Source organism: Pseudorhodoplanes sp., from assembly GCF_046289595.1.
GTDB lineage: Bacteria > Pseudomonadota > Alphaproteobacteria > Rhizobiales > Xanthobacteraceae > Pseudorhodoplanes.
Genome location: NZ_JBKBVB010000017.1, coordinates 16,374 through 42,816 on the forward strand (window position 1 = coordinate 16,374; position 26,443 = coordinate 42,816).

At 63.9% G+C, this 26,443-nt stretch carries 31 protein-coding genes and 1 riboswitch; of the genes, 10 read left to right on the plus strand and 21 right to left on the minus strand.

The annotated features are described in order from the left end of the window. Positions 1–57 precede the first annotated feature (57 nt). On the minus strand, positions 58–1,014 hold the full coding sequence (locus ACK41X_RS05820; protein WP_409720202.1) for a D-2-hydroxyacid dehydrogenase family protein: 957 nt from the start codon (positions 1,012–1,014) through the stop codon (positions 58–60). Between the two features lie 191 nt (positions 1,015–1,205). Here ACK41X_RS05820 and ACK41X_RS05825 point away from each other — a divergent pair, with 191 nt between their 5' ends. After that, a complete protein-coding gene (locus ACK41X_RS05825) occupies positions 1,206–2,840 on the plus strand; it encodes a caspase family protein (RefSeq protein WP_409720204.1) in 1,635 nt (544 codons plus the stop codon). Between the two features lie 144 nt (positions 2,841–2,984). Here ACK41X_RS05825 and ACK41X_RS05830 read toward each other — a convergent pair whose 3' ends face one another. Then, entirely contained in the window at positions 2,985–3,440 is a 456-nt protein-coding gene (locus ACK41X_RS05830) for a hypothetical protein (protein ID WP_409720206.1), read from the minus strand. A 623-nt stretch (positions 3,441–4,063) separates the two neighbouring features. Here ACK41X_RS05830 and ACK41X_RS05835 point away from each other — a divergent pair. The 5 genes from ACK41X_RS05835 (at position 4,064) to ACK41X_RS05855 (ending at position 7,037) form a co-directional block, all read left to right on the plus strand. After that, a complete protein-coding gene (locus ACK41X_RS05835) occupies positions 4,064–4,810 on the plus strand; it encodes a phosphatase PAP2 family protein (RefSeq protein ID WP_409720208.1) in 747 nt (248 codons plus the stop codon). 105 nt (positions 4,811–4,915) lie between these two features. After that, positions 4,916–5,131: a hypothetical protein gene (locus ACK41X_RS05840; RefSeq protein WP_409720210.1), complete on the plus strand. Its 216-nt coding sequence runs from the start codon at positions 4,916–4,918 to the stop codon at positions 5,129–5,131. A gap of 98 nt (positions 5,132–5,229) precedes the next feature. Further along, on the plus strand, positions 5,230–6,090 hold the full coding sequence (locus tag ACK41X_RS05845) for an NUDIX hydrolase (RefSeq protein WP_409720212.1): 861 nt from the start codon (positions 5,230–5,232) through the stop codon (positions 6,088–6,090). An 89-nt stretch (positions 6,091–6,179) separates the two neighbouring features. Beyond that, a complete protein-coding gene (locus ACK41X_RS05850; protein ID WP_409720214.1) occupies positions 6,180–6,506 on the plus strand; it encodes a hypothetical protein in 327 nt (108 codons plus the stop codon). A 231-nt stretch (positions 6,507–6,737) separates the two neighbouring features. Then, the gene (locus tag ACK41X_RS05855) at positions 6,738–7,037 is read left to right on the plus strand and encodes a hypothetical protein (protein ID WP_409720216.1); all 300 of its coding nucleotides are present in this window, start codon (positions 6,738–6,740) and stop codon (positions 7,035–7,037) included. A gap of 57 nt (positions 7,038–7,094) precedes the next feature. On the opposite strand, the gene ACK41X_RS05860 is transcribed toward ACK41X_RS05855, so the two are convergent. The 4 genes from ACK41X_RS05860 to tam all read right to left on the minus strand — a co-directional run bounded on the left by ACK41X_RS05860 (position 7,095) and on the right by tam (position 10,821). Beyond that, positions 7,095–8,315, minus strand: coding sequence for a lytic murein transglycosylase (locus ACK41X_RS05860; protein ID WP_409720218.1), 1,221 nt, complete (start codon positions 8,313–8,315; stop codon positions 7,095–7,097). 25 nt (positions 8,316–8,340) lie between these two features. Continuing rightward, on the minus strand, positions 8,341–8,958 hold the full coding sequence (locus tag ACK41X_RS05865) for an MOSC domain-containing protein (protein WP_409720220.1): 618 nt from the start codon (positions 8,956–8,958) through the stop codon (positions 8,341–8,343). Between the two features lie 25 nt (positions 8,959–8,983). After that, positions 8,984–9,814 (minus strand): ion transporter, encoded by an 831-nt coding sequence (locus ACK41X_RS05870; protein ID WP_409720222.1) that lies wholly within the window; start codon positions 9,812–9,814, stop codon positions 8,984–8,986. Between the two features lie 236 nt (positions 9,815–10,050). Continuing rightward, positions 10,051–10,821 carry a trans-aconitate 2-methyltransferase gene (gene tam, locus ACK41X_RS05875; protein WP_409720224.1) on the minus strand — a complete coding sequence of 257 codons (771 nt, stop codon included), beginning with the start codon at positions 10,819–10,821 and terminating at the stop codon, positions 10,051–10,053. A gap of 185 nt (positions 10,822–11,006) precedes the next feature. On the opposite strand from tam, the gene ACK41X_RS05880 reads away from it, so the two are divergent. Next, positions 11,007–11,285 (plus strand): hypothetical protein, encoded by a 279-nt coding sequence (locus ACK41X_RS05880; protein WP_409720226.1) that lies wholly within the window; start codon positions 11,007–11,009, stop codon positions 11,283–11,285. 55 nt (positions 11,286–11,340) lie between these two features. On the opposite strand, the gene ettA is transcribed toward ACK41X_RS05880, so the two are convergent. The 5 genes from ettA to ACK41X_RS05905 form a co-directional block, all read right to left on the minus strand. Further along, positions 11,341–12,996, minus strand: a complete 1,656-nt coding sequence (gene ettA, locus ACK41X_RS05885) for an energy-dependent translational throttle protein EttA (RefSeq protein WP_409720228.1) — start codon at positions 12,994–12,996, stop codon at positions 11,341–11,343. Positions 12,997–13,217: 221 nt separating this feature from the next. Further along, entirely contained in the window at positions 13,218–13,736 is a 519-nt protein-coding gene (locus tag ACK41X_RS05890) for a DsrE family protein (protein ID WP_409720230.1), read from the minus strand. 102 nt (positions 13,737–13,838) lie between these two features. Beyond that, the gene (locus ACK41X_RS05895; protein WP_409720232.1) at positions 13,839–15,119 is read right to left on the minus strand and encodes a TRAP transporter large permease; all 1,281 of its coding nucleotides are present in this window, start codon (positions 15,117–15,119) and stop codon (positions 13,839–13,841) included. Continuing rightward, positions 15,116–15,613: a TRAP transporter small permease gene (locus tag ACK41X_RS05900; protein WP_409720234.1), complete on the minus strand. Its 498-nt coding sequence runs from the start codon at positions 15,611–15,613 to the stop codon at positions 15,116–15,118. Before ACK41X_RS05900 ends, ACK41X_RS05895 begins: the two co-directional genes overlap by 4 nt. 24 nt (positions 15,614–15,637) lie before the next feature. Continuing rightward, positions 15,638–16,624: a TRAP transporter substrate-binding protein gene (locus tag ACK41X_RS05905; protein WP_409720236.1), complete on the minus strand. Its 987-nt coding sequence runs from the start codon at positions 16,622–16,624 to the stop codon at positions 15,638–15,640. 154 nt (positions 16,625–16,778) lie between these two features. Between ACK41X_RS05905 and ACK41X_RS05910 the strand changes: the two genes are divergently transcribed. Together ACK41X_RS05910 and ACK41X_RS05915 are read left to right on the plus strand one after the other, a co-directional pair. Further along, positions 16,779–17,045, plus strand: a complete 267-nt coding sequence (locus tag ACK41X_RS05910) for a DUF2277 domain-containing protein (RefSeq protein ID WP_409720238.1) — start codon at positions 16,779–16,781, stop codon at positions 17,043–17,045. 99 nt (positions 17,046–17,144) lie between these two features. Beyond that, positions 17,145–17,408 carry a hypothetical protein gene (locus ACK41X_RS05915; RefSeq protein WP_409720240.1) on the plus strand — a complete coding sequence of 88 codons (264 nt, stop codon included), beginning with the start codon at positions 17,145–17,147 and terminating at the stop codon, positions 17,406–17,408. 23 nt (positions 17,409–17,431) lie between these two features. Here ACK41X_RS05915 and ACK41X_RS05920 read toward each other — a convergent pair whose 3' ends face one another. The 3 genes from ACK41X_RS05920 to ACK41X_RS05930 form a co-directional block, all read right to left on the minus strand. After that, a complete protein-coding gene (locus tag ACK41X_RS05920; protein WP_409720242.1) occupies positions 17,432–17,773 on the minus strand; it encodes a DUF5368 family protein in 342 nt (113 codons plus the stop codon). A gap of 22 nt (positions 17,774–17,795) precedes the next feature. Next, positions 17,796–19,124 carry an NAD(P)/FAD-dependent oxidoreductase gene (locus ACK41X_RS05925; RefSeq protein WP_409720244.1) on the minus strand — a complete coding sequence of 443 codons (1,329 nt, stop codon included), beginning with the start codon at positions 19,122–19,124 and terminating at the stop codon, positions 17,796–17,798. 182 nt (positions 19,125–19,306) lie between these two features. Continuing rightward, entirely contained in the window at positions 19,307–19,930 is a 624-nt protein-coding gene (locus ACK41X_RS05930; protein ID WP_409720246.1) for a class I SAM-dependent methyltransferase, read from the minus strand. A 336-nt stretch (positions 19,931–20,266) separates the two neighbouring features. Here ACK41X_RS05930 and ACK41X_RS05935 point away from each other — a divergent pair, with 336 nt between their 5' ends. Further along, complete coding sequence (locus tag ACK41X_RS05935; protein ID WP_409720248.1) at positions 20,267–20,674, plus strand: NUDIX domain-containing protein; 408 nt, start codon at positions 20,267–20,269, stop codon at positions 20,672–20,674. A gap of 112 nt (positions 20,675–20,786) precedes the next feature. Here ACK41X_RS05935 and ACK41X_RS05940 read toward each other — a convergent pair whose 3' ends face one another. The 7 genes from ACK41X_RS05940 to ACK41X_RS05970 all read right to left on the minus strand — a co-directional run bounded on the left by ACK41X_RS05940 (position 20,787) and on the right by ACK41X_RS05970 (position 26,294). Continuing rightward, complete coding sequence (locus ACK41X_RS05940) at positions 20,787–21,230, minus strand: TspO/MBR family protein (RefSeq protein ID WP_409720268.1); 444 nt, start codon at positions 21,228–21,230, stop codon at positions 20,787–20,789. 69 nt (positions 21,231–21,299) lie between these two features. Beyond that, positions 21,300–21,650: a DUF2200 domain-containing protein gene (locus ACK41X_RS05945; protein WP_409720250.1), complete on the minus strand. Its 351-nt coding sequence runs from the start codon at positions 21,648–21,650 to the stop codon at positions 21,300–21,302. Between the two features lie 109 nt (positions 21,651–21,759). Next, positions 21,760–23,640, minus strand: coding sequence for a phosphomethylpyrimidine synthase ThiC (thiC, locus tag ACK41X_RS05950; protein ID WP_409720252.1), 1,881 nt, complete (start codon positions 23,638–23,640; stop codon positions 21,760–21,762). 12 nt (positions 23,641–23,652) lie between these two features. Further along, positions 23,653–24,270: a thiamine phosphate synthase gene (locus ACK41X_RS05955; RefSeq protein ID WP_409720254.1), complete on the minus strand. Its 618-nt coding sequence runs from the start codon at positions 24,268–24,270 to the stop codon at positions 23,653–23,655. Then, the gene (locus ACK41X_RS05960) at positions 24,257–25,066 is read right to left on the minus strand and encodes a thiazole synthase (RefSeq protein WP_409720256.1); all 810 of its coding nucleotides are present in this window, start codon (positions 25,064–25,066) and stop codon (positions 24,257–24,259) included. The genes ACK41X_RS05955 and ACK41X_RS05960 overlap by 14 nt, the downstream gene beginning before the upstream one ends. A 2-nt stretch (positions 25,067–25,068) precedes the next feature. Next, a complete protein-coding gene (gene thiS / locus ACK41X_RS05965) occupies positions 25,069–25,266 on the minus strand; it encodes a sulfur carrier protein ThiS (protein ID WP_409720258.1) in 198 nt (65 codons plus the stop codon). Next, positions 25,257–26,294, minus strand: a complete 1,038-nt coding sequence (locus ACK41X_RS05970) for an FAD-dependent oxidoreductase (protein WP_409720260.1) — start codon at positions 26,292–26,294, stop codon at positions 25,257–25,259. The genes thiS and ACK41X_RS05970 overlap by 10 nt, the downstream gene beginning before the upstream one ends. Beyond that, positions 26,286–26,409: riboswitch (TPP riboswitch) on the minus strand. It overlaps the preceding gene by 9 nt. Positions 26,410–26,443 lie beyond the last annotated feature (34 nt).

Genomic DNA, 26,443 nt, shown 5'->3' on the forward strand with positions numbered 1-26,443 from the left:
AAGACGACTCCGGTCCCGACCGCGCGGGAACGAACGGCGGATGTGGTTGCGTCGGCGCTATCCGATCACCCGGACCGGCTTGCCGTCGAGGAAGGCGCGGACCGCCTCCACGGTGCCGCCGTAGAAAATCCGGTAGCCGTCCTGCGTCACATAGCCGAGATGCGGGGTGAGCACGACATTCGGCAGCGTGCGCAGGGCATGGTCGCGCGGCAGCGGTTCGGTATCGAATACGTCGAGGCCTGCGCCTGCGATGGCATTGTTCTGCAATGCCGCGATCAGCGCGCCCTCGTCCACGATCGGCCCGCGCGAGGTATTGATGAGATAGGCCGTTGGCTTCATCATGCCGAGATCGGTTGCGCTGATAAGCCCGCGGGTGCGGTCCGACAGCACCAGATGGATGGTGATGAAGTCCGACTGCTGGAACAGATCGGCCTTGGTCGCATAGGCGACGCCGTGCTCCTGGCAGCGCTCGAGCGTCAGATTCGGACTCCAGGCGATCACCTTCATGCCGAATGCCTGGCCGACTTTCGCGACCCGCTGGCCGAGATTGCCGAGGCCGATAATGCCGAGGGTGTGGCCGAACAGGTCCGCGCCGACGGTCGCCTGCCAGGGCTCGCCCGCCTTCATGCGGGCATTCTCGGCGCTGATATGGCGGGCGAGGTCGATCATCAGGCCGATAGCGAGTTCCGCGGTCGGATGTTTGGCGCCCTCGGTGCCGCAGACCAGGATGCCGCGCTCCTTGGCCGCAGTGACGTCGATCGAGGCATTCTTCAGCCCGGTGGTCACGATCAGTTTCAGGTCCGGCAGCTTTTCGATCAGGCTGCGCGGGAAGGGGGTGCGCTCGCGCATCACGCAGACGATCTGAAAACCCTGCAGGGCGCGCGCGACGGCAGCCTCGTCGCCGAGCCGCTCGTTGAACACGGTCACGTCGATGTCGTCCGTCACTTTGGACCAGTCGGCCATCGACAGGGCCACATTCTGATAGTCGTCGAGCACGGCACAGCGGTAGCGCATCGGAAGTCCCTGTTGCTGGCGGATGGAGCAGGATCGGGGCGCAACACATAGCGGACCTGCAACGCAGCGCAACCTCACCGATCACAAGGCATTGAACCTTCGGACCCCGTCGTGCGACCGACCTTGGATCGATCCTGCCCCGCTGGTAGTCTGCCTGCCGGCACCGGGAGGGGGCTGCGGAGGCATTGGCCATGAAGCGTCTGACCGCAATCCTGTTCGGCCTGTGGGCCGCAGCCGCGCTGGCGGCAGGTCCGGCATTTGCCGAAAAGCGCGTCGCGCTGGTGATCGGCAATGGCGCCTACGAGAATGCGACCAGGCTCGCCAATCCGATCAACGACGCCACCGCGATGGCCGACCTGTTCCGCAAGGCGGGGTTCGACGTTGTGGAAGCCCGGACCGATCTCGGCAATCTGGAATTCAAGCGGGTGGCCCGTGAATTCACCCTGATCGCGCGCGATGCGGACATCGCGGTGATGTATTTCGCCGGTCACGGCATCGAGGTGAATGGTACCAATTATCTCCTGCCGGTCGACGCCAAGCTCGCCACCGATTTCGATGTCGAGGACGAGGCGCTCTCGCTCGACCGGCTGATCCGCGCGCTCGAACCGGCAAAGCGGTTGCGGCTGATCATTCTCGATGCCTGTCGCGACAATCCGTTTGTCACCACGATGCGGCGCAATATCGCCTCGCGGCAAGTGACGTCGGGACTTGCGAAGGTCGAACCGGCGACCAGCGATACGTTGATCGCTTTTGCGGCGAGGGCGGGTTCGACCGCCGAGGACGGCCGCGGCAAGAACTCGCCGTTCACGACAGCGCTTGTCAAGAATCTCACGGTGCCGGGACGCGATGTGCGGATTGCGCTCGGCTATGTGCGCGACGAGGTGTTGCGCACGACCGGCAACCGGCAGGAGCCGTTCGTGTATGGTTCGCTCGGCGGCGCGACCGTTGCGCTGGTGCCGGAACGCAAGCAGATCGCGGCGCCGCCGCCTGCGCCGCCTCCGAGCGTTCGCAGCGCCGATCCGCGCCTCGATTACGAATTCGCCGAGCGGGTCGGCACCAGGGAGGCGTGGGACTCCTTCCTGTCGGTGCACACGTCCGGTTTCTATGCCGATCTCGCGCGCGCACAGCGCGAGAAGGTCTCGCGCGCCGCGCAACCGGTCATCCCGCAAGTGCCGCCGCCGCCGCGGGTGTCTGCGGCGCAGCCGCAGCAGGATGGAACCGCGGCAACCGCCGAGTCGCCGGCCGCTCCAACGGAGTCGGCGCCGCCTGCGGCCGTCGCAGCTCTGCCGGAATCGGCCAGTCGTGAAATCGCGGTTCTGCCTGCGCCAAAAGGCGATCAACGTGTGATTGCGCGCGGTCTGCAAACCGAGCTGCGCCGGGTCGGCTGCGATCCAGGTGCGATCGACGGTGTCTGGTCGCCGAAAGCGCAGGCGGCGCTCGCGCTGTTCAACCGCCATGCCGGCGCCAGCCTTGATACCGAGCAGGCCACGATTGCCGCGCTCGATGCGGTGAAGGCGCAGCGCGGCCGCATCTGCCCGCTGATCTGCGGCGCCGGTCAGCAGGAACAGGGGGGCCGCTGCGTCGCCATCCCGCAACAGCCCAAACCCAAGAAGGAAGCAGTGCGGCCGCCGGAGCTGGGTGCTCGCGAAAAAGCGCGTGAACGCGCGCGCGAGCGCGCGCGTGCCCAACCGAAGCCGGAACCGAGGCGGCCGTCGGCAAGCCGCGCCGTCTGTCCCGCGGGCTCTTCGCCCTTCTCGCAGGGCGGCCGCATGTGCTGCGAAGTCACGCCCGATGGCCGCGGCGCGCCACGCATCTTCTGCCCCTGACGCCGCGCCGCCGGCACCGTCGAGAAGGGCCTGCGATCGCCGGGACCGGCGTCGCTTCGGCGCAACATCCCGCGCAACCGCAGCATGCTGCGGATCGACGTGCAATCGGCGCCGGAACGGGTCGTCCGGCGAATGCGCAGCGCCTCAATGCGCCTGCCGCTGCTTCGGCAACGACGCTGCCGCAGACCGCATCGGGACAAACAGGCAGCGCGTGTTGGCGCCCTGATGCTTGATCCAATGCTTGTCGACATTGTCATAGTCGCAGGCGCATCGGTAGAATTTGCCGTCCGGCGACCAGCCAGTGCGCTTGCGGACCTGACCGGTGGAACGGATTTCCCACTCGTCGTCCGGCAGCGATTTCAATTCGCGCTCCGAGACTTCCCAACAGCAATCGTTGGTGACGCAGCAGGTGGCCGGGATCCAGGACAGAAGCCACGGATTGGAATGGTATTCCCCGGCCATCGCGACGCCCGCAATGGTGAGCGCCGAAACCGCCGCAAGAGCCGGAGCCCAAAGGGCAAATCGGCGGAGCGGCTTGGCGAAAGCCGAACGGGACTTGGGCGTCCCGGCCAGCTCAGACGACACCGAAACACAAACCATCGGTGACTCGGTACAGTTGGTCATTGATCGTGACATGGCTTTTCTTCTCTTCTTTGGTTCGGGTTCATTGCACCCGGCAACGAAGGACCAAGCAAGCTTCGCGCCAATGCACCCTTGCGCAAGGCGCCCGTAAACGCCGCAAATTTTGCGTTTCCATCTTCCTCGCTCACGATCTTCCAGGTGCCCTTTGCTCGCAGACTTCGGACGAGTCCTGACGGATCGGAGTAAGGGGGTGCGATCGTGGTGATGGGGCCGTTACCATGCCGGGCGGATACCTGGCCGCGGCAGCGCCGGTGCCGGCGCATTGCGACGCGCGTCGCTGCAGCTCGGCTGTTTCGGCAATGCGGCCGTCGGGCGGATGGCCTTTCATCATCGCATCGACCGGCCGCACGTCGGCGCCCGCGATCGGTTCCACGAACGGCTTATCCGTCTCATGGTGAAACAAGGTTCACGTCTGTTCGCGCAGAACGAATCACGGCCGCGATTCGCGCTCCGCTTCGTGTATTAAGAGAATCTTGCGCCGCAGAGCCGAAGCTGCTTTTTGCTGCAAGCTGAACCGCCAAGCTCGTTGCGGACGCCGTCACAAGCACATCAGCACCACGATCAGCCAAACAAAAAGCCATATGCCGCTGCGGACGCTGTCGACTTTCGTGACCACCCTGCGCGCGCGTTCGGCCGCCGAGCTTGCGCCCTTCGCCGTTCTTGCGCTCGCCGCTGCCATGCTCGCGCTGTTTGGCAAAATCGCCGACGAGGTTCTGGACGGGCAGACTCACGCCTTCGACGAAGCTGTTTTGCGTGCCTTGCGCAACCCGGCCGATCCCGCCGATCCGCTCGGACCACCGTGGCTGGAGCATGTGATGCGCGACATCACCAGCCTCGGCAGCTTCACCGTCGTCGCACTCGTCACCCTCGGTGCGATCGGATACCTTCTCATGGACGGCAAGCGGCTCGCGGCGGTGTTCGTGCTGTTTGCGGTGGCCGGCGGCGGCTTGCTCAGCGAAGCGCTGAAGCTTGTCTTTGCCCGGCCGCGTCCGGAACTTGTGGCCCATCTCGTCGATGTGCAGACGGCAAGTTTCCCGAGTGGGCATGCGATGCTTTCAGCGGTCGCCTTCCTGACGCTCGGCGCGCTTCTTGCGCGGGTGCAGAGCCGGCGGCGGCTCAAGGCTTATCTGATCTTCGTTGCGATCGCGCTGACGATCCTGATCGGTGCGAGCAGGATCTATCTCGGTGTGCATTGGCCGACCGATGTGATGGGCGGCTGGTGCGCCGGCGCCGCCTGGGCGATGGGCTGCTGGGTGCTCGCAAACTGGCTGCAATCGCGCGGCAGCATGGAGCAGACCGATGCAAATGGACCGGCGAACAGGGTCTGACCGGCGTCGCGGTTAACGCTTCGTCAAGTCCGGTTTCGTAAAATTTGCGTGGCGGACCATCTGGCCGTGTCCGGCGGCCGCGTGCCGCGTAGCCGGGAGCCGAGTATGCCGCATTCGTCGAGTGCCCGCGACACGGGTCGGTGCCGGTCCTGCCAGACTCCGCTTCCGCACAGCGAGCCGATCCTGGTGAAATTCCAGCGCTGCTATTATTGCGGCGGCCACAACCCGCTCGGCGCGACGTGGCCATTGACGACAGCGCCGGTCGTCCTCGCGGCGACGCTCGGCCTGCTTGCGATCGTGTGGACGCATCTGCCGTCCTGACGCCGCTGCCCGCGCGCTCGGGAAAAGCCGCGCACCTCCTGACTTGCGCTTTCTGTATAGTGTCGTGCGAGCGTCAAGATTCGGCAGCACGATAGGACATGAAAAACAAAAGAAAGAAGGAGCGATCCCGAGCCATCGAGGCTGCCGGCGGGATCGTCGTGCGCGGACGGGTGCGCCCGCTTTTTGCGATCGTACAGCTTCGCCGCCAGAAGATCTGGGTGCTTCCGAAGGGCAAACTCAATCGCGACGAGTCGGCGCTGGCTGCCGCCAGGCGCGAGGCGATCGAGGAAACCGGCCACGACGTCGAGGTGCATGAGTTTCTGGGTGCGCTGGCCTACAAGTCGGGCGGCCGGCCAAAAACGGTGCGATTCTGGCGCATGCAGGCGAGCAGCCGGCCGGTTGCGAAACTGATGAACGATGTACGGGCCGTGCGCTGGCTGCCGCTTTCACAGGCAACCGCCAAACTCACTCACGAGCGTGAAAAGGCGTTTCTGGAAAAGACCGGGCGGCAAATTCAGCGGCAGCCGGTTGCGGCGAGGACGGCGCGTAAAGGCTCCGTGCGAAAAGCACAGGCCAGGCCGGCGCCGAGGTCCGGAAAAAGGTCCGCATCCGGGACTGGAACCAAATTAGAGGCGCTGCGGCTGAAAACCGGGTCCGGGCCCGGCACGACCAGGCCAAGAGCCAGGACTGCAAACAAGGTTCATCCGAAATCCAGCACCAAAGCAGGTGCACAGACGAAAGCCGAAGCGAAGTCCGTTGGCGCACGGCCAATCTCTGCGGCGCAGGCCAAAGGTGCTTCCAAGGGCGCTTTCAAGGGTGCTTCCGTGCGCCGCATCGAAACGAGCCGGAAGCAGCCTCGGAAGCCGGTTGCACGGCTGCGTTCCCGGCCGGCGCTGGCGCATGCTGGAAAGCCGCGGCGCAATGCCTTGCAAAAGCTGTGGACAATATTGGGCCGCTAGCAGATGCTCGCAGTCGACCGGCGGTTATGATGGGGTTCGGCGCGGCAGATGGCATGGCCCCGACTGCGGCGGAAGGAGAAGGATTGGTTATGGGACGTTCGAGCCATCGGCGATGCGTATCGGGCTACGCGTGGGGGCTTGCCTCTGCCCTTGCCCTTGCCGCGTTCGGCGGATCCGCGGAAGCCCGCTACGTCGATGGACGCGCGCTGGCATCCGGCGTCATCGGCGGGATGTCCGCCGGTGCGATTATGGGCGCTCCCTATTACCCGGCCTACGGTCAGGGGTTTTACCCGAGCTATCCGGCGCCGGTTTACTACGTCCCGCCGGCGGGCCCGCCGCCCGGTTGCGTGATCCGGCGGCAGCGGGTCTGGGACGGTCATCGCTGGCGCTGGCAGAAGCTGCGGATCTGTCACTGACGGTACCGCCCGCGTTCTGGCCGGTGGCTCGCGGCCTTGGAAATGCGGCCTTGGAAGTGCGGCCTTTGCAATTCGCTAACCTTGTGGGCCGCCCTTCCGCGATCACGCGGCTATCAAAATTGCGACAAATTGGCTGGCGACACTACGTCTCCGTAAGCTTTTACGGCTAGTTTCGCGCGCGGGTCATGAATCGCGCTGGCGCCCCCAGCCGGCCCCAGAAGGAGAACGTGCATGAGGAAGCTTTTCGTCGCGCTCGTCGCTGCGGTGACGATCGCGGGTGCGGTGGTCGCGTCGCCCGGTAGCGCCGACGCCCACTGGCGTGGCGGTGCTGTCGCCGCCGGCGTCGTTGGTGGTCTTGCCGCCGGTGCCATCATCGCCGGCGCTGCTGCCCCGTATTACTACGCGCCGCCGCCGCCGCCGGTCTATTACGCGCCGGCTCCGGTCTATTACGGCCCGCCTTGCCGCTGGGTGAAGCAGCGCTGGTGGGACGGCTATGGCTGGCGCGTGCGCCGCGTCCAGGTCTGCGGCTGAGCCGCCTTCATCTGTTTAAAAAAGCCCGGCTTCCGCCGGGCTTTTTCATTCGGGTTGTCACCGCAGGCCCGACATCCGTTGCGCCAGCGACTGCGAGGGCCAGCAATCGAGCGCGACACCGTTCGCCTTTTGCCACGCCCCGAGTGCGGCGCGGGTTTTCATCCCGGCCTTGCCGTCGATCTTGTCACGATAGAAGCCGGCCTGCGCGAGGTGGCGCTGGATCGTCTCGATATGGTCGGAGCGCGCCTGTTGAAGCTTGCCCCATGGCGTTGCAAAGCCGCCGCCGCCGGCAATGCGATCGGCCAGATTGCCGACGAACAGCGCGTAGAGATCGGCGAAGTTATAGCCCTTGAAGACGTAGAAATTCTTCAGCGTCAGAAAGGCGGGCCCGTTCAGACCGGCGGGCAGAAAGAGCGACGCCTCTTCTGTCATTTCCTTGCGCGTCGGCTTGTGCGTGAGCGGGGCATAGCCGCGCTTGATCCACTCGGCGACGGTCAGCCTGGTATCGGGTTCGGCGATCGAGCAATCGACGGTCGCGGGCAGCTTTACTTCAAAGCCCCAGCGCCGGCCCTTGTCCCAGCCCTTGGCGAGGAGCTGGCTTGCCGCAGAGGCCAGCGCGTCCGGCACCGAGCCCCAGATATCCCGGTGGCCGTCGCCGTCGAAATCGACCGCGTATTTGAAGAAGTCGGTCGGGAGGAACTGGGTATGCCCCATGGCGCCGGCCCATGACGCCTTCATCGCGGCGCGGGCAACGTGCTGCTCCTCCAGGATTTTCAGCGCCAGCAGCAACTCGCCGCGAAACATCTCCTTGCGGCGGCCGAGAAAGGCCTGAGTCGCCAGCACCTCGATCGTATCGTGCGGCAGCTTGGCCGCGCCGAAATTGGTTTCGCGGCCCCAGATCGCAAGGATCACCGCAGGCGGTACGCCGAAGCGCCGTTCGATCGCGGCAAGCGTTGCGCGATGTTCGGCGGCAAGCTTGCGCCCCTGCGCGGTCAGCCGCGACAGCGCGGCTTCCGACAGATATTGCGCTGGCGTGCGCTCAAATTCCGGCTGGCCGCGCGGGATCGCCTTGGGCTTGCCCGGGATCACGAGGTCGGGCAGCGACAGGTTCGGTTTCAGCCCGCGCGTGGCTTCGACAAAGGTTGCGCGCGACACTCCGATCTTCTCCGCCTCCGGCCACAGCGACTGGATGAAAGCGCGGAACTCGGCCTCGCTCTGCGCGGTGGCAGGCGGAGGCGCATAGAGCATCAGCAAAAGCACAAGAGCGGCCCGGATCATTCCGCGACTCGAGACCTGGAGTGGATCACACAGGTTGCCACAATGTTTGCGGCGGCACCTTGACCGTGACGGCTTCGCCTGCGCGGATCGTGCCCGGCCGTTCGACGGTGGCGACCACGCCCCGAAGGCCCTTGGCTTTGGCGGGAAAGGCGAGGTCCAGGCCGCCGGACCCCGCCCCGTGCGTGAGGTGCCGGGCGATCGCCTTTCCCGCGATCCGGCACGGTGCGTTCGGCGCCTCCACGACGATCGCCGCCTCGGCGAAGACGATGCGGGTTCCCGGCGGCAGCAGCGTGAAATGCGGGATGCCCGAGACCACGATATTGGCGCCGATCCATTCCGGCGCGACACGCTCAACCTGCATCGCGGCCGCGATCGCGGACAATTCCTCGCGTGACACGGCGGTGATCTGCCGGCCCGAACGCATATCCATGCCGCGCTTGTACCAGGGCTCGCGCGGGCCTGCCTTGCGCGTGAAGCCATAATGCCGGGTGCCGGCAATTCCCTGAAGATCGAGCGCAATTTCGAAGACGGCCCGCGTTTCCGGATAGGGCTCGGTTTCGACGAACAGCGCCTCGCAGAGCCCTTTGACCTCGCGGCCGGGCAGCGATTGCAGGGGCCCGGATACGGACGGATTCGGATTCATCGTCGGACTGCCATGCTTGCCTGCTTCATTCCGCGGGCTGCGGGTCTCCACTGCGCGCAATCAGATGCTGCTTCAGTTCCGCGATCTCGGCGCGCAACCGCTTCATCTCCTCGATGATCGGCTCGGTCTCCTGATGCAGCATTTCGCGTTCGGCCTCGCGCTCCTCGGCGAGGCCCTTCTCGTGCTCGGTCTGCATCGCGTTCACCACGACGCCGATGAAGAGGTTGAGCACAGCGAAAGTCGTCATAATGATGTAGGGCACGAAGAACGCCCAGGCATAGGGATATTTTTCCATCACCGGCCGCACGATGCCCATCGACCAGCTCTCCAGCGTCATGATCTGGAACAGCGAATAGGCCGAGGCGCCGATATTGCCGAACCATTCCGGAAAGGATTCCGCGAACAGCTTGGTCGCCATGACCGAGAAAACGTAATAGATCAGCGCCAGCAGCGCCACGATCGATCCCATGCCCGGCAAAGCCGTGATCAGCCCGCCGACCACCCGGCGCAGCGACGGCACGACGGTGATGAGGCGCATCACGCGCAGGATGCGAAGGGCTCGCAAGACCGACAGATTGCCGGTGGACGGAATGAGCGCGATCGCCACCACCGCGAAATCGAACAGGCTCCAGGGATCCTTGAAGAACGCGAGGCGGTGAACGAATATCCTCGCCGACAGCTCGATCACAAAGATCGTCAGCACAATCGCGTCGATTGCCAGCAGCACGGGGCCATAGGCATCCATCGCGGACTTGCTCGTTTCGAGCCCAAGCGTAATGGCGTTGAGCACGATCACAGCGGTGATGAACCATTCGGTGCGTGGGTTATCGAGGATCGATCGCAGCCAGGTGGTCACAGACGTCTCTCCGACATGTTGACGCCGGAAGCGACTGTCTTGCCGGCGTCATGTGCGATGCGCGACGCGGTAATCGCGTCGCGAGGTAGGGATGGATCAGTGTTACACGACTCATTGCAACCGGTCTGCCGGGTGCGGACGCAGCGGGTCGGCTTGCCGGACCGTTTTGATCAGACCGCGGGCATTCGTGAATGCCGGTTCAGACTTTTTGGCGGCATTTTTCCGGTACGCCCGGGCTAGCGGATCGCCACAATGAAGAGGCGCGGGAACCGCAGCAGCACCGTGCCGTCATATTGCGACGGATAAGCCGCTGCGATCCGCGCCGTGTAGGCCTCGAGAAAAGCCTGACGCTGCTCCGCGGTCAAGGGATCGATGAAAGGCCGCAGCGCCGTGCTCGTGAACCATTCCGTGACGGCCGTGCTTCCACTCAGCGCATGCTGATAATGTGCATGCCAGATGTCCAGCCGCGCGCAGAGCGGCTTCAGCGCATCGTAATAGGCGGACGGGGAAGGCAGGTCGGCGCGGCCGAGCGCCGTCCGGGGGTTGAGGGAGGCCCAGCGCGACTCGTTGGCGATCTCGCGCATCGCCAGATGCGAGGGCTCGTTGGTGTTGTCGGGCATCTGGACCGCCAGCACGCTGCCGGCCTGAAGGTTGGTCAGCAGGCGCTGCAGGACCGCGAGATGGTCCGGCACCCACTGGAAGGTCGCGTTGGAATAAAGCAGGTCCGCGCCGGCCGGCGCAGCCCAGTCCGTCAGGTCGGCTTGCACGAAGACGCATTGCGGCAGGCGATTGCGGGCCTTGTCCAGCATGTCGGGTGAGGAATCGACGCCGACGACGTCCGCATCCGGATAGCGCGCGACCAGAATCTCGGTGGAATTTCCCGGCCCACAGCCGAGATCGTAGATCGTCCGCGGCTCTGCGAGCGGCACCTGCGCGAGGAGATCGCGCGCCGGACGGGTGCGCTCATCCTCGAATTTTAGATATTGGGTCGCGCTCCAGTCGGCCATGGTGCTCTCTCGGCGTGGCCGTTGCAGCATTTTGTCCGGCAACGGCTGGAAAAACCCGATCGCCGCCGCGCTTATAGGCGATTCGCGACCTGACTCCGGGGGACAAAGGCCGTGGCAATCGTGAAATCCTGACGACAGGGATCGGCGAACATGCTTTCATGTCGTGGCAGCACTGGGGGGTGCACATGAAGAAAACCGCAATTGCCGCAGCCGTGATCGCAGGGCTGACGCTGTCCGCGCAGCCGGCATCGGCACAGTTTTGCATGGCGGGCATTATCGTTGCCGCGTTCTATGCCAATGCGACCGAAAACCGCGAGCTCAGCGCCAAGGAAGCGTCCACCTGCGGCCTGTTCTACGGCGCCGACCGCGACAAGGCGGTGCGGGGCGGCAAACCACCCGCTCCGCAGGCGAAAGCCAAGCCGGCGCCGAAGAAGACCGCGGCCAAGGCCAAGCCGAAGCAATAAAGCCTGCGCAATCGCGGCCTTTGCGGTCCCGGCGTGACGGCGGTCGCGCACAGCGCTACCGCGTGAACTTCTTGTATTTCAGCCGGTGCGGGATGATCGAGTCGGTGCCGAGCCGGCGCATCTTGTCGGCCTCGTAATCCTGGAAATTGCCCTCAAACCATTCGACATGGCTGTCGCCCTCGAAGGCCAGCATGTGGGTGGCGATGCGGTCGAGGAACCAGCGATCGTGGCTGATGATCACGGCGCAGCCGGCAAAATCCTCCAGCGCCTCTTCGAGCGCGCGCAGCGTGTCGACGTCGAGATCGTTGGTCGGCTCGTCGAGCAGCAGCACATTGGCGCCGGACTTGAGCATTTTGGCGAGATGCACGCGATTGCGCTCGCCGCCCGAGAGCGATCCGACCTTCTTCTGCTGATCTGCGCCCTTGAAGTTGAACGCCGAGCAATAGGCGCGGGAATTAACTTCCTTCTTGCCGAGCAGGATCTGGTCGAGGCCGCCGGAGATTTCCTCCCAAACCGACTTGCTGCCGTCCAGCGCGTCGCGCGACTGGTCGACGTAACCTAGATGCACCGACTCGCCGATCTTGATTGTGCCCTTGTCCGGCTTTTCCTGACCCGTGATCATCCGGAACAGCGTGGTCTTGCCGGCGCCGTTCGGTCCGATGACGCCGACGATGCCGCCGGGCGGCAGCTTGAAGGTGAGGTTGTCGATCAAAAGATTGTCGCCGAAGCCCTTCGTGAGCCCGTCGAACTCGATGACATTGTTGCCGAGCCGCTCCGCGACCGGGATGATGATCTGTGCGGTGGTATTCTGCTTCTGTGCGGATTTGGCCAGCAATTCCTCGTAGCGCTGGTAGCGCGCCTTGGACTTGGCCTGACGCGCCTTGGGCGACGCCGAAATCCACTCCTGCTCGGCGGCCAGCGTGCGCTGGCGCGCTTCCTCCTCGCGGCCTTCCTGCTCGAGGCGCTTCTGCTTCTGCGCCAGCCACGAGGTGTAGTTGCCCTGGTACGGGATGCCGCGGCCGCGGTCGAGTTCGAGAATCCAGCCCGTTACATTGTCGAGGAAATAGCGGTCGTGGGTGACGATCAGGATCGCGCCCGGATAATTGCGCAGATGGCCTTCCAGCCAGGCCACGGATTCGGCGTCGAGATGGTTGGTCGGCTCGTCGAGCAGGAGCAGTTCGGGCTGGTCGAGCAAGAGCTTGCACAGCGCGACGCGGCGGCGCTCGCCGCCGGAGAGCTTCGACACATCCGCGTCGTCGGGCGGGCAGCGCAGCGCGTCCATCGCCTGATCGACCTTGGAATCGAGATCCCACAGACCCTTGGCCTCGATCTCGTCCTGCAGCGCGGTCATTTCGTCCGCGGTCTCGTCGGAATAGTTCATCGCGAGTTCGTTGTAGCGGTCGAGGATCGCCTTCTGCTTGGCGACGCCCTCCATCACATTCTCGCGGACGGTCTTGTCCGGATCGAGCTCTGGCTCCTGCGGCAGGTAGCCGACCCGCGCGCCCTCGGCGACCCAGGCCTCACCGTTATAGTCGGTATCGATGCCGGCCATGATCCGAAGCAGCGTCGACTTGCCCGAGCCGTTGACGCCGAGAACGCCGATCTTGGCGTCCGGATAGAATTGCAGGTGGATATTCTCCAGAACCTTGCGGTTGCCGGGATAGACCTTGGTCAGGCCCTGCATGAAATAGATGAATTGGCGGCCGTTCATCGCTTGTCTTTCAGCCTTTCGGGCAAATCCGCGGCGGCTGCGCGGACGCGCCGGGCCTGCGGGATGTCGGGAAATGCGAGCTCTAAGTAGCGGCGGGCGGGGCAAAGGGCAAGATTTGCCGCGAGCACGAACGGGACTGTCCGTGGCTCGGTCCCCGGGCCGGTCGCATATCCGGGAGCCGCTTGCGGACCATGGAGGCGGGCGGCTTCCCGGGGCTGTTGTCAGGGCTGAATCTGCACAAAGCCGTCCTGGACCAGCTGGATAATGCGGAAATTGGCGCCGCTATTGACCGCAATGCCGGGGAGCAAATCCGCATTCACCCATTTGTTGTCGCGCGCGGTCTGACCGCAGATTTCGAAGCGGATCCCGCCTTTCTGGAGCATGGCGATCTGCTTCGCATATGGGTTGCCGGTCGTGGTCTTGCGGACCCGGTCATAGGCCTTGTCGTTCAACGCCCAATAGCCGGCGGCGCCATGAAAGATCGCGATGACCTGCCAGTCGGTTTTGTCGGCCGAGAATTGCTCCTGCATGATGCGGGCATAGAGGAGGCCGAAGGGCTCCGTCCCGGCATAGGCGAGGTGGTCGAGATTGAGAACGACTTTGGCGGTCTTCAGCTTGACGTCGACATCGATGCGCAAGTCCGGCGCGGCCTGCTGAGCGGAGGCGGCCGTGACCGACACAAGTAATACCAACATCCAGCCGGTCAGAAAGCGCCGCCAGCGGAGAACGAAGTGAGGCATGCGTGTCTCGCGGAAAATATCGTGCAGCAATCAATATCGTGCAGCTTGCGAAAATTCCATATCGCATACGAACGAAGGCGTTTCTGCCGGACGCGCGTCCCATCAGCTGCCCCAGATCAGGTGCGGGACGGTGAGCGTCACCTGCGGCACATAGGCGATGATCAGGACCGCAATCAGCAGTGCGAGCAGGAACGGGAAGAGCGGGCGCATCAGCTTGTCGATCGGTACGCCGCTCAACCCGCTGACGATGAACAGGGTCAGTCCGACCGGCGGCGTGACATGGCCGAGCGCCAGCGCGGACAGCAGCATGATGCCGAAATGCAGGGCGTCGAAACCCATCGCCATGGCGATGGGATAGAGGATCGGCGTCAGGATGATCAGCGCCGTCGCCGGGGTCAGAAAGCATCCGGCAATGAGCGACACCAGGATGACGTTGACCGCGAACAGTTCCTTCGAAGGCAGGTAGGTCAGGAGGAAGGCGGCGAGGTTCTGCGGCACACGTTCTACGGTCAGGATCCAGCCGAATACCTTGGCCGTCGCCAAAAGGAACATGATCGAGCCGATGGCGATCACAGAATCGCGCAAGAGCGGAACGATCGCCTTCAGCGGCAGGTCGCGATAGACCCCGAAGGTCAGCAACAGCCCGTAGACGAAAGCAATGGCGGCCGATTCCGTGACGGTGAACATCCCGGTGAAAATGCCGCCAAGGATGATCAGCGGCAGCAGCATCGTCGGCCCGGCCTTGAACAGGCTGCGCGTCAGGCTCGGAAACGAGAACGGCACCGGTTCGCCATAGCCGTTGCGCCGGCAGATGATATAGCTGATGACCATCAGCGCGATGCCGATCAGTACGCCCGGCACGATGCCTGCCGCAAACAGGCGGTCGACCGGGGTTCCGGTTAGCCACGCGAAGATGATCAGATCGATCGAAGGCGGGATGAGATTGCCGATCACCGAGGAGGTGCAGGTGACGATGGCGCTGAATGCGGCCGGATAGCCCCGCCGCTTCATCTCCGGGATCATCACCGAGCCGACTGCGACGGTGTCGGCGGTCGCCGCACCCGATATGCCCCCGAAAAAGATGCTGGCCAGTACATTGGCGTGTGCAAGCCCGCCGCGAATCCAGCCGACCAGGGCCTCGCACAGCGCCACGAGGCGCGGCCCGATGCTGCCCCGGCTGACCATTTCGCCGAACACGATAAAGAGCGGAATGGCGAGAAGCGGCGCGGAATCGATCGCGGCGACGATCTGCTGCGGCACGATGGTGCCCGGCAGGCGGCCTTGCCACAGAAGCGCCGCCGCGCAGGCCAAGGCCAGCGCGAATACCACCGGCACCGAAACAATGAGTGCCGCGAAGAAGGTGACGACCAGAACCGTGATCATTGCGGCCGGCTTTCGCCTGGATCGTTTTCAGCGCCGGACCGCAAGCGCAGCAGATTAAGGACGACGCCCGCAATCATGCAGGCCGACGACACCGGCATGGCCGCATAAACCCACGCCATGGAAATGCCCATGGTAGACGAGGTCTGGCCGGACACCCGCATGGTGATGCGGATGCCGTAAAACAACAGATAGGCGAGGGTGGCGAGGACGATCAGCAGGACCGCGGCTTCCAGAGCGCGGCGGCCGTCATTGCCGAGACGGCGCAGCAGCACATCGACGCGATGCAAGGCACCGGTCTGCGCCGCCGCGGCCGCGCCCATCAACGCGCACCAGACGAACGAAAAGCGCGCCAGCTCGGCGGTCCAGTGCAGCCCGATATTCAAGAGCGAACGGGAGACGAACTGACCGAACACGCAGAATACGATCACGACCAGAAAGAGCGCGGCCAGCCCGGCCTGGACGGCGAGCAGCCCGCGCTCGATCCTGCTCAGCATCTTCCAAGCTGCAGCGACGAACGATCAGCGCACCGCGCGGATGCGCTCGATCCACGCCTTGCCTCCGACCTTATCGGCCTGCGCATCGATGACGGACGCGGCACGTTCGGCCCAGGCGTCGGCATCCTTCAGCGTATGCACGGTCACGCCCATCTTCTGCAATTCCTTGAACAGCGCCTCCTCGCGCTCAAGGAACAGCTTGCGTTCGAACCGCACCGCAATATCGCCGGCCTTCAGCACCGCCTGCTGCTGTGCCGGCGTCAGGCTGTCGAAGGTCGACTTGGCCATCATCAGGTTATGCCAGCTGAAAATGTAATTGATGCGGGTGTAATGCGGCGCCACGGCCTGGAAGTTCATCGACTTGTAGCTGACGCCGGTGCCTTCGCCGCCATCCACCAGCTTCTGCTGCAGGCTGACATAGACGTCGTTCCAGGAAATCGGCGTCGACACCGCACCGAGCTTGTTCCAGGTCGCGACGATTGCCGGGTTCTCCATGGTGCGGACCCGCTTGCCTTTCAGGTCGTCGAGCTTGGCGACCGGGGCATGGGTGTAGAGGTCGCGCGCGCCGCCATAGCCGTAGCCGAGCTTGATCAGACCCTTCTTCTCCATCTCCTTGGCCAGTTCGTCGCCGATCTCGCTGTCCATCACCGCGAACAGATGGTCGACGTCGCGGAACAGGAAGGGCAGGCTGAAGGCGCGAAATTGCGGTACGAAATTCGCGGTCAGCGCCGAGGTCACGGTGGCGATGTCGACGCTGCCGGTCTGCAAGCCCTCCACCAGGGTCCGCTCGTCGCCCAATTGCCCAGCCGGGTAGATTTGAACCGTCAGGCTGGGATCCAGCGTCTTGAGTTCTTCGGCAAAGCGCAGCGCCATGTGATGGTATGGATGATCCTGCTCCAGCACATGCGCAAAGGTGAGCTTGCGGGGCGCGGATTGCGCCTGCGCCAGCGAGGGCGCGGCAAGCCCGAGGGCAACGGCCGCAGCCAGAATTGCGCGTCTGTGGATCGACATGCCGGGATCTCCTTTTTTCGGAAGGGGTATCCCAAGCAGGTTTCATTGGGGTATTTCAGTTTCGTGACCGCCGCATGACTTTTGCTTGAAGTTTGGGGATTGGCGGCGGAATCACTATCCTCAAAGCCTGCAGTCGCTTTCGGAGTCCCCCCTCATGTGCCGCAACATCAAGACGCTTTTCAATTTCGAGCCGCCGGCGACCGAGGAGGAGATCCGCGCCTCGGCCCTGCAATTCGTGCGCAAGCTGTCCGGCTTCAATGCGCCCTCTCAGGCGAACAGGGCGGCGTTCGAGGCGGCGGTGGAGGAGGTCGCTTCCGCGGCCCGAAAGCTTTTGACCTCGCTGCACACCCACGCGCCGGCCCGCGACCGCGAGATTGAGGACGAAAAGGCGAAAGCGCGCGCGAAGGTGCGGTTCGGGTAGTTGCGGTCTACAGGCCCGTGGTTCGTTTGCGCCAGATCAAACGCCGTGGCCCCAGGCAGCGCCTAGACACATGCTCATACAGCATTTTGGAACGGAACCATGAACCATCATCACCGCAAGACGCTCCATGCCCTGTTCGCGCATCCGCTCAGCGCCAATATCGACTTCAGGAAAGTGATGCATGTGTTCGAAGAACTTGGTGCCGAGATTGACAACAGCGCCAGAAACCGCGTGAAAGTGAAGCTGAACGAACACTCGGCCGCTTTCGTCCATGCCCAGCATAGTCTGCCGAAAGACGAAGTGGCGCAGATCAAGAAATTTCTCGAACAATGCGGCGTTACGCCGGAGCGCTACCCGCTCTGAACGACCGTCAATCGCCGTAGCGGTCAGGCCGGGCGGCCGAGCCCGATGGCAGCATAAGCCGTGACCGCGACACCGATCAGCGCGCCGAGCCCGATCAAGGCCAGAGTCACCATGTCCGCCGCGCCGTGAAGATTGGCAAAGCTGGCCTGGGTCGCAAACGGTGCGATCGCCATCGCAGCGATGGCCCCGGCTGTGCCGATCACAATGGCGCGCCGCGCCGCGGCGCCGCGGAAGCCTCGCTGCCGCAGCAAGGCGAGGAGGAAGGCCAGTGCGATAACGGCGCCTGCAATCACGGCCGGCCAGAACCACATGCCGAGCATGTCGTGGGTGATGGCGTACAGGCTGATGAACGAAAAATCTTTCATGGCATTCCTCCTTCCGCTTTGCTCAGGCCAGGCCGTGCAGCATCGCCGTATAATTGGCCTTCAGCGCCTTTTCCTTGATGACCCAGGCGAGCCAATGCTCCTGCAGCGGATCGATGAAGGGGAAGGACGGCGTCAGGTTGTCGTTATAGTCGAACTCGACGAGCATCGCCTGACCGATCCGTGTGATCAGCGGACAGGAGGTGTAGCCGTTATAGGTCTCCGTGGCCGGCTTGCCGGTGATGGTGGCGACCAGGTGATCGACGGCGACGGGCGCCTGCCATTTCACGCTTGCGGCGGTCTTGCCTTTCGGCACGCCATTGATGTCGCCGACGCCGAATATGTTGGCGAACCGGACATGGCGCAGCGTGGCCCGATCGACCTCGATCCAGCCGTCGGCGGCCCAGGCCCCGGTCTGCCATGGAAGCGGCGAGTTGCGGATCGCGACCGGCGCACGCATCGGCGGGATGACGTTGATGAAATCCCATTTCATCTCGACCGGCCCGCCCGGGGTGGTATAGGTCGCGACGCGCTTGGCCGGGTCGATGCTTTTCAGCACATGGCTAAAATTGGTCTTGATCTCCTGCCGCGCGAACAATTCGCGGACCCGCGCATCGACTTTCGGTACGCTGAACAGCGTCGGATTATGCGCGTTGTAAATAAGCTCGGCCTTCCCGCGCATGCGTTTGCGGCGCAGATGATCGTCGCCGAGGAAGGTCTGCTTCAGCGGCGCGCCGGCGCATTTCATTTCGGTTTGCGGCCGGCCGAACAGGCCGGTGCCGCCGGTCTCGCAGAATGCCGCCAGCGCTTTCCACGATGCCTCGGCCTGTTCCGGTCCGGCATAAACGCTGGCAATGCCATGCTGGCCGATCAGATCGCGTGACATGCCCTGGATCGCGTCATAGTCGAGGACGAGGCCGGTCGCGACCACAAGAAAATCGTAAGACAGCGTCGTGTTCGTGTCGGTGACGACCTTGTTTCCGGTGGGGTCGAATTCGGCAATGCTTTCCCGCACCCAGCGCACGCCGGACGGCACGAAGTCTGCGGTTGCGAGCTTCACATAACTTGCCGGCTTAAGACCCGCGCCGACCAGCGTATAGCCCGGCTGGTAATTGTGCTCCGCCCGCGGCTCGACCATGACGATCTCTGCGCCATGCAGCCGGCGCGCGAGGCGCGAGGCGACCGTCAATCCTGCGGCGCCGCCGCCTGCGACGACGATGCGGGCCTTGGTGTTGACCGGCGCTGTGGCGGATGCATGGCGCGGCGTCGCCAAGGCCAGCGCGAGTGCCGAACTGCCGCGCAGCAGCGCGCGCCGGCTGAGGCCGCTACCGGACGATGCCGTGATCGGTGGCATGTACGTTTTCTCCCTGACCGGACGCGGCGACGTTGCCGCCGCGGTGCCTTTTACATATGCAATAAATTGCAAGTATAATGGCGCGGACGGCCGCCGTCGCTTTGACATGGGTCAAGCGCCCGAAAGTGCCTGCGGGGTTCTGCCAAGGCCCCCCGTGCGTGTATTGCTCCGGCCGTAATCGGCTAGGCGCGCGGCTTGCGCGCGGTGAGATTGATCACTGCCGACATGCCGGCATGTCCCGCGCCTTCGCGCATCTCGCGCTCTTCCGCGACGATGCGCACATCGTCGAAATCGCCGAAGGCCTGTTCCAGCATCTCGCGTGTATAAAGGTGCTCGATCTGCTTCGGCCCGCCGGTGCCGTATTGCAGCTGCTTGGGCGCATAGCCCTCGATGATGAGCAGGCCGCCGGGCTTCAGCGCGCGCCGCATGCCGGCCCATTTCAACGGACGTTCGGCCGGTGTCGAGAACTGGGTGAAGATTTCTGCGACAACATCGAACGCTGCGTCCGGATAGTCCCAGCTGTGAGCATCACCCTGGATCAGGGTGAGCGGCACGCCACGCTCGGCGGCGAGCGCCGCCGCCTTCTTTTGCGCCGAGGGCGAGAAATCGATCGAGGTGACGTCGAGGCCCTGTTCGGCGAGCCAGACCCCGTTGCGGCCCTCGCCATCGGCGACCGCGAGCGCCGTGCCGGATGCCGGCAACAGCGGCTTGCAGCGCACCAGAAAATCGTTTGGCGCCTTGCCGAATTCGTATTCGGGCTTGGCGAAGCGGGTTTCCCAGCGGGTGTATTCGGGCGATTGGGTCATGGGGCCTGCAGCCCTTTGGTCCGGTGCGGCTGCCGATATAGCGCGGCGGAGCGATGAGCCGAAATTGAATTGCTCCACCGAGCGGTAACGTCTGGTTAACCATACCGCAGCGAAAGCGGCCTCCATGCCCGCCGGCCGGTGGTTTTCGATTGCGCCGGACCGGGCTTCGCGATGCGCGATTCGAGAGACCCGATTCGTTCCTTGCGAACAGATGCGAACCATGTGCCGTTGTGAAACGGATGAGCCGTTCTATGATTGCGTGCCTGCGCGCCTCGCGCGCGGCGTGCAAATGCAATTTGTGGACGCGTTCGAACCCGGAGCGCTTGGAGCCTGGCGATGACCTACGAGAAGCCGAGCGTTACCGTCGATTGTGTCGTGTTCGACGACCGCGATCGCGTTCTGCTGATCCGCCGCCGCCATCCGCCCTTCGCCGGACAATTCGCGCTGCCCGGCGGCTTCGTCGATCCCGCTGAGACGACGGAAGCTGCGGCGCGCCGCGAGCTTCGGGAGGAGACGGGACTGGAGGCGCGTGACTTGCGGCTCGTCGGCGTCTACTCAAAACCCGGACGCGATCCGCGCGGCTGGACCATCAGCATCGCCTATCTGGTCACGACGGACGCGGCCGCGCCGAAGGCGGGCGACGATGCGGCCGAGGTGGAATTCCGCAGCGACTGGCACGAGATCGATCTGGCATTCGATCACAACGAGATTGTCCGGGATGCCATCAAATTGCGCGGGGGTTAGACCGGACGCAGACGTCAACACTCTTTTCAGACTTCGCCGCTGCGCCGAAGCGCCGTCCCGATTCGTTCTGCGCGAACAGATGCGAACCTTGTCTCATTGTGAGGCAGGGCCTTCAGTTCAGCACCACGATCGCGGCATTTAGCAGCGACGCGAACGCGACCCACGCCGCATAGGGGACGAAGAGGAGCGCGCTCACGCGGTCGGCGTTCCAGCGCGCGACGATGAAGGCGATGATGGCTGCCAGCATGCCAAGCACAATGACCAGCGCCACAGCCGGCCGTTGCAGGGCGAAGAAGGCCGGCGACCAGGCGAAGTTCAGCGCCATCTGCGTGAACCACAGCCGCATGCCCGCGCCGTACTCGAAGCTTCGCGCGCCGGCGATGCCGATCATGACATAGAGCAGCGCCCAGACCGGGCCGAACACCCAATTCGGCGGATTGAAGGGCGGCTTGACGAGCGCCGCATACCATGCACCCGGCCGCGTCACCGCGCCGATGGCCATGCCGATGGCGACGACGGCGATGATGAAGGCAGCATAGATCATAATGCGGCGCATGGGGTGGTTTCTCTTTTCAGGATCTTTGATCGCCGCCGGCAACGATCAGCTGCGTATTGGTCGTGAGCGCTATTGCCGCAAAATCTTCTCCATCGCCTTGCCTTTGGCGAGTTCATCGATCAGCTTGTCAAGGTACCGGATTTCCCGCATCAGCGGTTCCTCGACATCTTCCACCCGCACCCCGCAGACCACCCCCTTGATCAAGGCGCGTGCCGGGTTCAGTTGCGGTGCTTCTGCAAAGAATGTCTCGAAATCGGTGTTATTCTTGATCTGCGCGTTCAGTCCTTGGTGGTCGTATCCGGTAAGCCAGCAGATAATGTCGTCTACCTCGGCCTTTTTGCGACCTTTCTTTTCTGCCTTGGCGACGTAATGCGGATACACGCTTGCAAAGCTCATGGAGTAGATACGGTGCTTCTGCATGTCATTTCCTGGTCCGGCAATCGAAGGGCGGGTAATGTCTTCGACAGCCCCGCCCTTTAGAATTAAGCATCGACAGTGATCCCCTGGGCGCTGAATCAGACCCAAAGGCTCACAACACCTTATTGCTCGCTTTCACCTTTTCCGCATCAAGATAAACCTGACCGCCGAGCGCGTTGAACTTCTCGCTCATTTCGGCCATGCCCTCGATCGCCGCCTTCTCGTTGTCGCCGAGGCTCGCCGCATAGTCGCGCACATCCTGCGTGATCTTCATCGAGCAGAATTTCGGCCCGCACATCGAGCAGAAATGCGCGACCTTGTGCGCCTCCTTCGGCAGCGTCTCGTCGTGGTATTCGCGTGCGGTGTCGGGATCGAGGCCGAGGTTGAACTGGTCCTCCCAGCGGAACTCGAAGCGCGCGCGCGACAGCGCATCGTCGCGAAGCTGCGCCGCGGGATGGCCCTTGGCGAGATCGGCGGCGTGCGCCGCGATCTTGTAGGTGATAACGCCTTCCTTCACGTCGTCGCGGTTGGGGAGCCCCAGATGCTCCTTCGGCGTCACGTAGCAGAGCATGGCGCAGCCGAACCAGCCGATCATCGCGGCGCCGATGCCGCTCGTGATGTGGTCGTAGCCCGGCGCAATGTCGGTGGTGAGCGGCCCAAGCGTGTAGAACGGCGCCTCACCGCATTCCTTCAGCTGCTTGTCCATGTTGATCTTGATCTTGTGCATCGGCACGTGGCCGGGGCCTTCGATCATGACCTGGCAGCCTTTCTTCCAGGCGATCTTTGTCAGTTCGCCGAGCGTCTCGAGCTCGGCAAATTGCGCGCGGTCGTTGGCGTCGGCAATCGAACCGGGCCGCAGGCCGTCGCCAAGCGAGAACGATACGTCATACTTGCGCATGATGTCGCAGATCTCCTCGAAGCGCTCGTAGAGGAAGCTCTCGCGGTGCTTCGACAGGCACCACTTCGCCATGATCGAGCCGCCGCGCGAGACGATGCCGGTGACGCGGTTCGCGGTCAGCGGCACATAGGCGAGACGCACGCCGGCATGGATGGTGAAGTAGTCCACACCCTGTTCGCATTGCTCGATCAGCGTGTCTTTATAGACCTCCCAGTCGAGCTTGGCCGGATCGCCGTCGACCTTCTCCAGCGCCTGATAGATCGGCACGGTGCCGATCGGGACCGGCGAGTTGCGGATGATCCATTCGCGGGTGTTGTGGATGTTACGGCCGGTGGAGAGGTCCATCACGGTGTCGGCGCCCCAGCGGATCGCCCACACCATTTTCTCGATCTCTTCTTCGACCGACGAGGTCACGGCCGAATTGCCGATATTGGCGTTGATCTTCACCAGGAAATTGCGGCCGATGATCATCGGCTCGATTTCGCCATGGTTGATGTTGGCCGGAATGATCGCGCGGCCGCGCGCGATTTCATCGCGCACGAATTCCGGGGTGATGAAGGGCGGGATCGCGGCGCCGAAGCTTTCGCCGTCGGCAAGCGCGGCCTCCGCGCGCTCCAGCATCTGCTTGCGGCCGAGATTTTCGCGGGCCGCGACGTAGATCATTTCCTTGGTGACAATGCCGGCGCGGGCAAATTCGTATTGCGTCACCGGCGCGTCGCCTATGCCGCGCAGCGGCTGCGGCGTGTTCGGGAAGGCGCGCGCGAGATACTTGCCGGTGGCGTTGCCGTTATCGACCGGCTTGATCGCGCGGCCTTCATATTCCTCGACGCCGCCGCGCTCCTTCACCCATTGAATGCGCGTTCGCGGCAGTCCCTTCTCCACATCGATGGTCACGTTCGCGTCCGTGTACGGGCCCGATGTGTCGTAGACCGGCAGCGGCGCCTCGCCCGAGGCCTCCGACAGGACAATCTCGCGCAACGGCACCCGCAGATCCGGCGCGGCTTCGGGTGCGACATGGATCTTGCGCGAGGCGGGCAGGGGGCCGGTCGTGACCTTGGGGGTGACAAGGTCGTTCGGTGATACGGGCTTGTTCATGATGTCCTCCTGTCAGGCCGGCACGGCCGGTTGTTCAGTCAATGTCAGCCAGGCGCGCACGCGGGCGTCCGGATCGGAGTGTCTCGTTATGTCGCTGACAACGGCGATGGATTCGGCGCCTGCCTTGAACACAGCAGGCGCCTGTTCCAGCGTGATGCCGCCGATGGCGACCAGCGGAACATGGCCGATGCGTCTTTTCCAGAGGCCGATCCTGTCGAGGCCCTGCGGCGCGAACCGCATCGCCTTTAGTGTTGTCGGAAAGATCGGGCCGAGAGCCACATAATCGGGATCGTGACGCAGTGCATTGTCCAGTTCGGCGTCGTCGTGCGTGGAGAGACCGAGCGTAAGACCGGCGCGGCGGATCGCTTTCACGTCCGCGTCGGCGAGATCTTCCTGCCCGAGATGCAGATGCTGCGCGCCGGCATCGATCGCGGCCTGCCAGTAATCGTTGACCACGAGCTTTGTGCCGGTGCCTTTGGTCACGGCGAGCGCGTCGCGGACCAGTGCGAACGCCGCGGGCGGCGCGAGCTCCTTCGCGCGCAACTGCACGGTGCCGGCACCGAGCCGCGTCAGGCGCTCGACCCAGGTCAATGTGTCGACGACGGGATAAAAGCGGTCAGGATACGGCATGCCAGAACGGTGTCCCGATGACTGGAGTAGAGGGAGACGCGAAATCGCGCGGTCCCATCAGACCGGCCTTGTAGGCGGCGCGTCCGCCTTCCACGCAAAGCCGAAAGGCATTGGCCATTTTCACCGGATCGGCCGCCTTGGCGATGGCCGTATTGAGGAGAACGGCATCGTATCCCAATTCCATCGCATCCGCGGCATGCGACGGTGCGCCGAGCCCGGCATCGACAATGAGCGTAACGTCCGGCAGACGCGCCCGCATCAGCTTGAGCGCATCGCGGTTCACGAGTCCGCGGGCGCTGCCGATCGGTGCGGCCCAGGGCATCACGACTTGGCAGCCGGCATCGACCAGCCGTTGCGCGATGCCGAGATCTTCGGTCGTATACGGCAGAACCTCAAAGCCATCCTTCACCAAGACGGTGGCTGCTTCCACCAGTGCGACGACATCGGGTTGCAGCGTCTCGTCGTCGGCGATGACTTCGAGCTTGATCCAGGACGTGCCGAACAATTCGCGGGCCATTTGCGCTGTCGTCACCGCTTCGCGCACCGAGCGGCAGCCGGCGGTGTTCGGCAATACCGTGACGTCAAGCTCGCGGATCAGGTCCCAGAACCGCTCGCCGGCGCGACCGCCAGCGCTTTCGCGGCGCAGCGACACGGTGACGATCTGCGCACCGGAAGCGCGGATCGCCTGCTGCATGATCGCGGGCGACGGATACAGCGCGGTGCCGATCAAGAGCCGCGAGGCGAATGTCCTGCCATAGAGGGTCAGCGTCTGCCCGGCTTGCGGTGCACAAGACATGGTTATCCTCCCTGCCGCGGCGTGAGGATTTCCACCTTGTCGCCATTCCTCAATTCGGTTTCGTTCCAGCGCGCGCGCGGTACGACGCGGTAGTTCACGGCAACAGCGTAATGCGTGCCCTCATATTCGAGCTCTCGCAGAAGGGCATCCACCCGCATCGACGTGATTGTCATTGCCTTGCCGTTGACGATCAATTGCATTGCATGACCTCGTTATCGATCGAGCCGTCCCGGACAAAAGCAACCGTCATCTCCGCGAGGGCCGGCGCAATCAGGAAGCCGTGCCGGTAAAGACCATTCACGGCAATCCGAGAGCCGCTGATGCTGATGCGCGGCAGGTTGTCCGGATAGGCCGGACGCAGACCGGTGCCGATTTCGACGATGCGCGCTTCGCCAAGAGCGGGATGCACGGCATAGGCGGCACTTAGCAATTCCAATGCCGAGCGCACGCTCACCCCGTCATCTTCGCTCTCAAGCGACGTGGCGCCGATCATGATGCGGTTTTCGGCGCGCGGCACCAGATAAAGCGGCCAGCGCGGATGCAGGAGCCGCACCGGACGGGACAAGACAAGCTCACAGGTCTCGACAACAATCGCTTCGCCTTTCACGCCGCGCAAGGCGGACGCGGCCTGGTTACCCGCTGCATCGCGCGAGGAGAGGCCGCGGCAATCGATCACGATGCCGGCGATGTCGTCGGGCTCGCACGCACTGTCGAACCGGATCTCGGCGCCGTGAGCCGCAAGCTGCGTGTGCAAGACCGGCAGCACGCGGCGCGGCTCGACATGGCCTTCGTCCGGAAAGAAAAGTGCGTCGTGGAAGCGGCCGGCGAGGGCGGGTTCAAGTTCGCCGATCCGGTTGTTACGGATGCGCTCGTGATGCGTCGTCATCCGCGCGAAGCGCTCGAAATCGGCCCGGTCGCGCGGATGCGCCACGACCAGTGACCCGTTGAAGGCAGTTTCGGGCAGATGTTCGCGCCACAGGGCCAGCGCGCGGACACCAAGGCGCGCGATCAGAGGTTCCGCCGCCTCCTGTTCGCACCAGGGTGCGAGCATGCCCCCAGCACGATTGCTGGTCGATTGGCCAAGGTCAGGTCCGCTACGTTCATGAAGCGTCACCGGAAAGCCGGCCTTGGCGAATAGCAAGGCCTGCCACGATCCGGCGATACCGGCACCGACAACATTGATATGCGGCGGAGACGATGAAAAAGCGGATTGCGCGTGCGCTGGCATGATGTCCTGTCCCTTCGCCGGCATGACCCGGATCAGGTTCAAAGGGTTACCGCGGCGTCTTTCAAAAAGACCTTGCGGAATCTCAGCCCCTTTAGGGACTCCCCTCGGAACGGAGCTAATGTAAGCCGTTGCGGACGGGTGTCAACGCG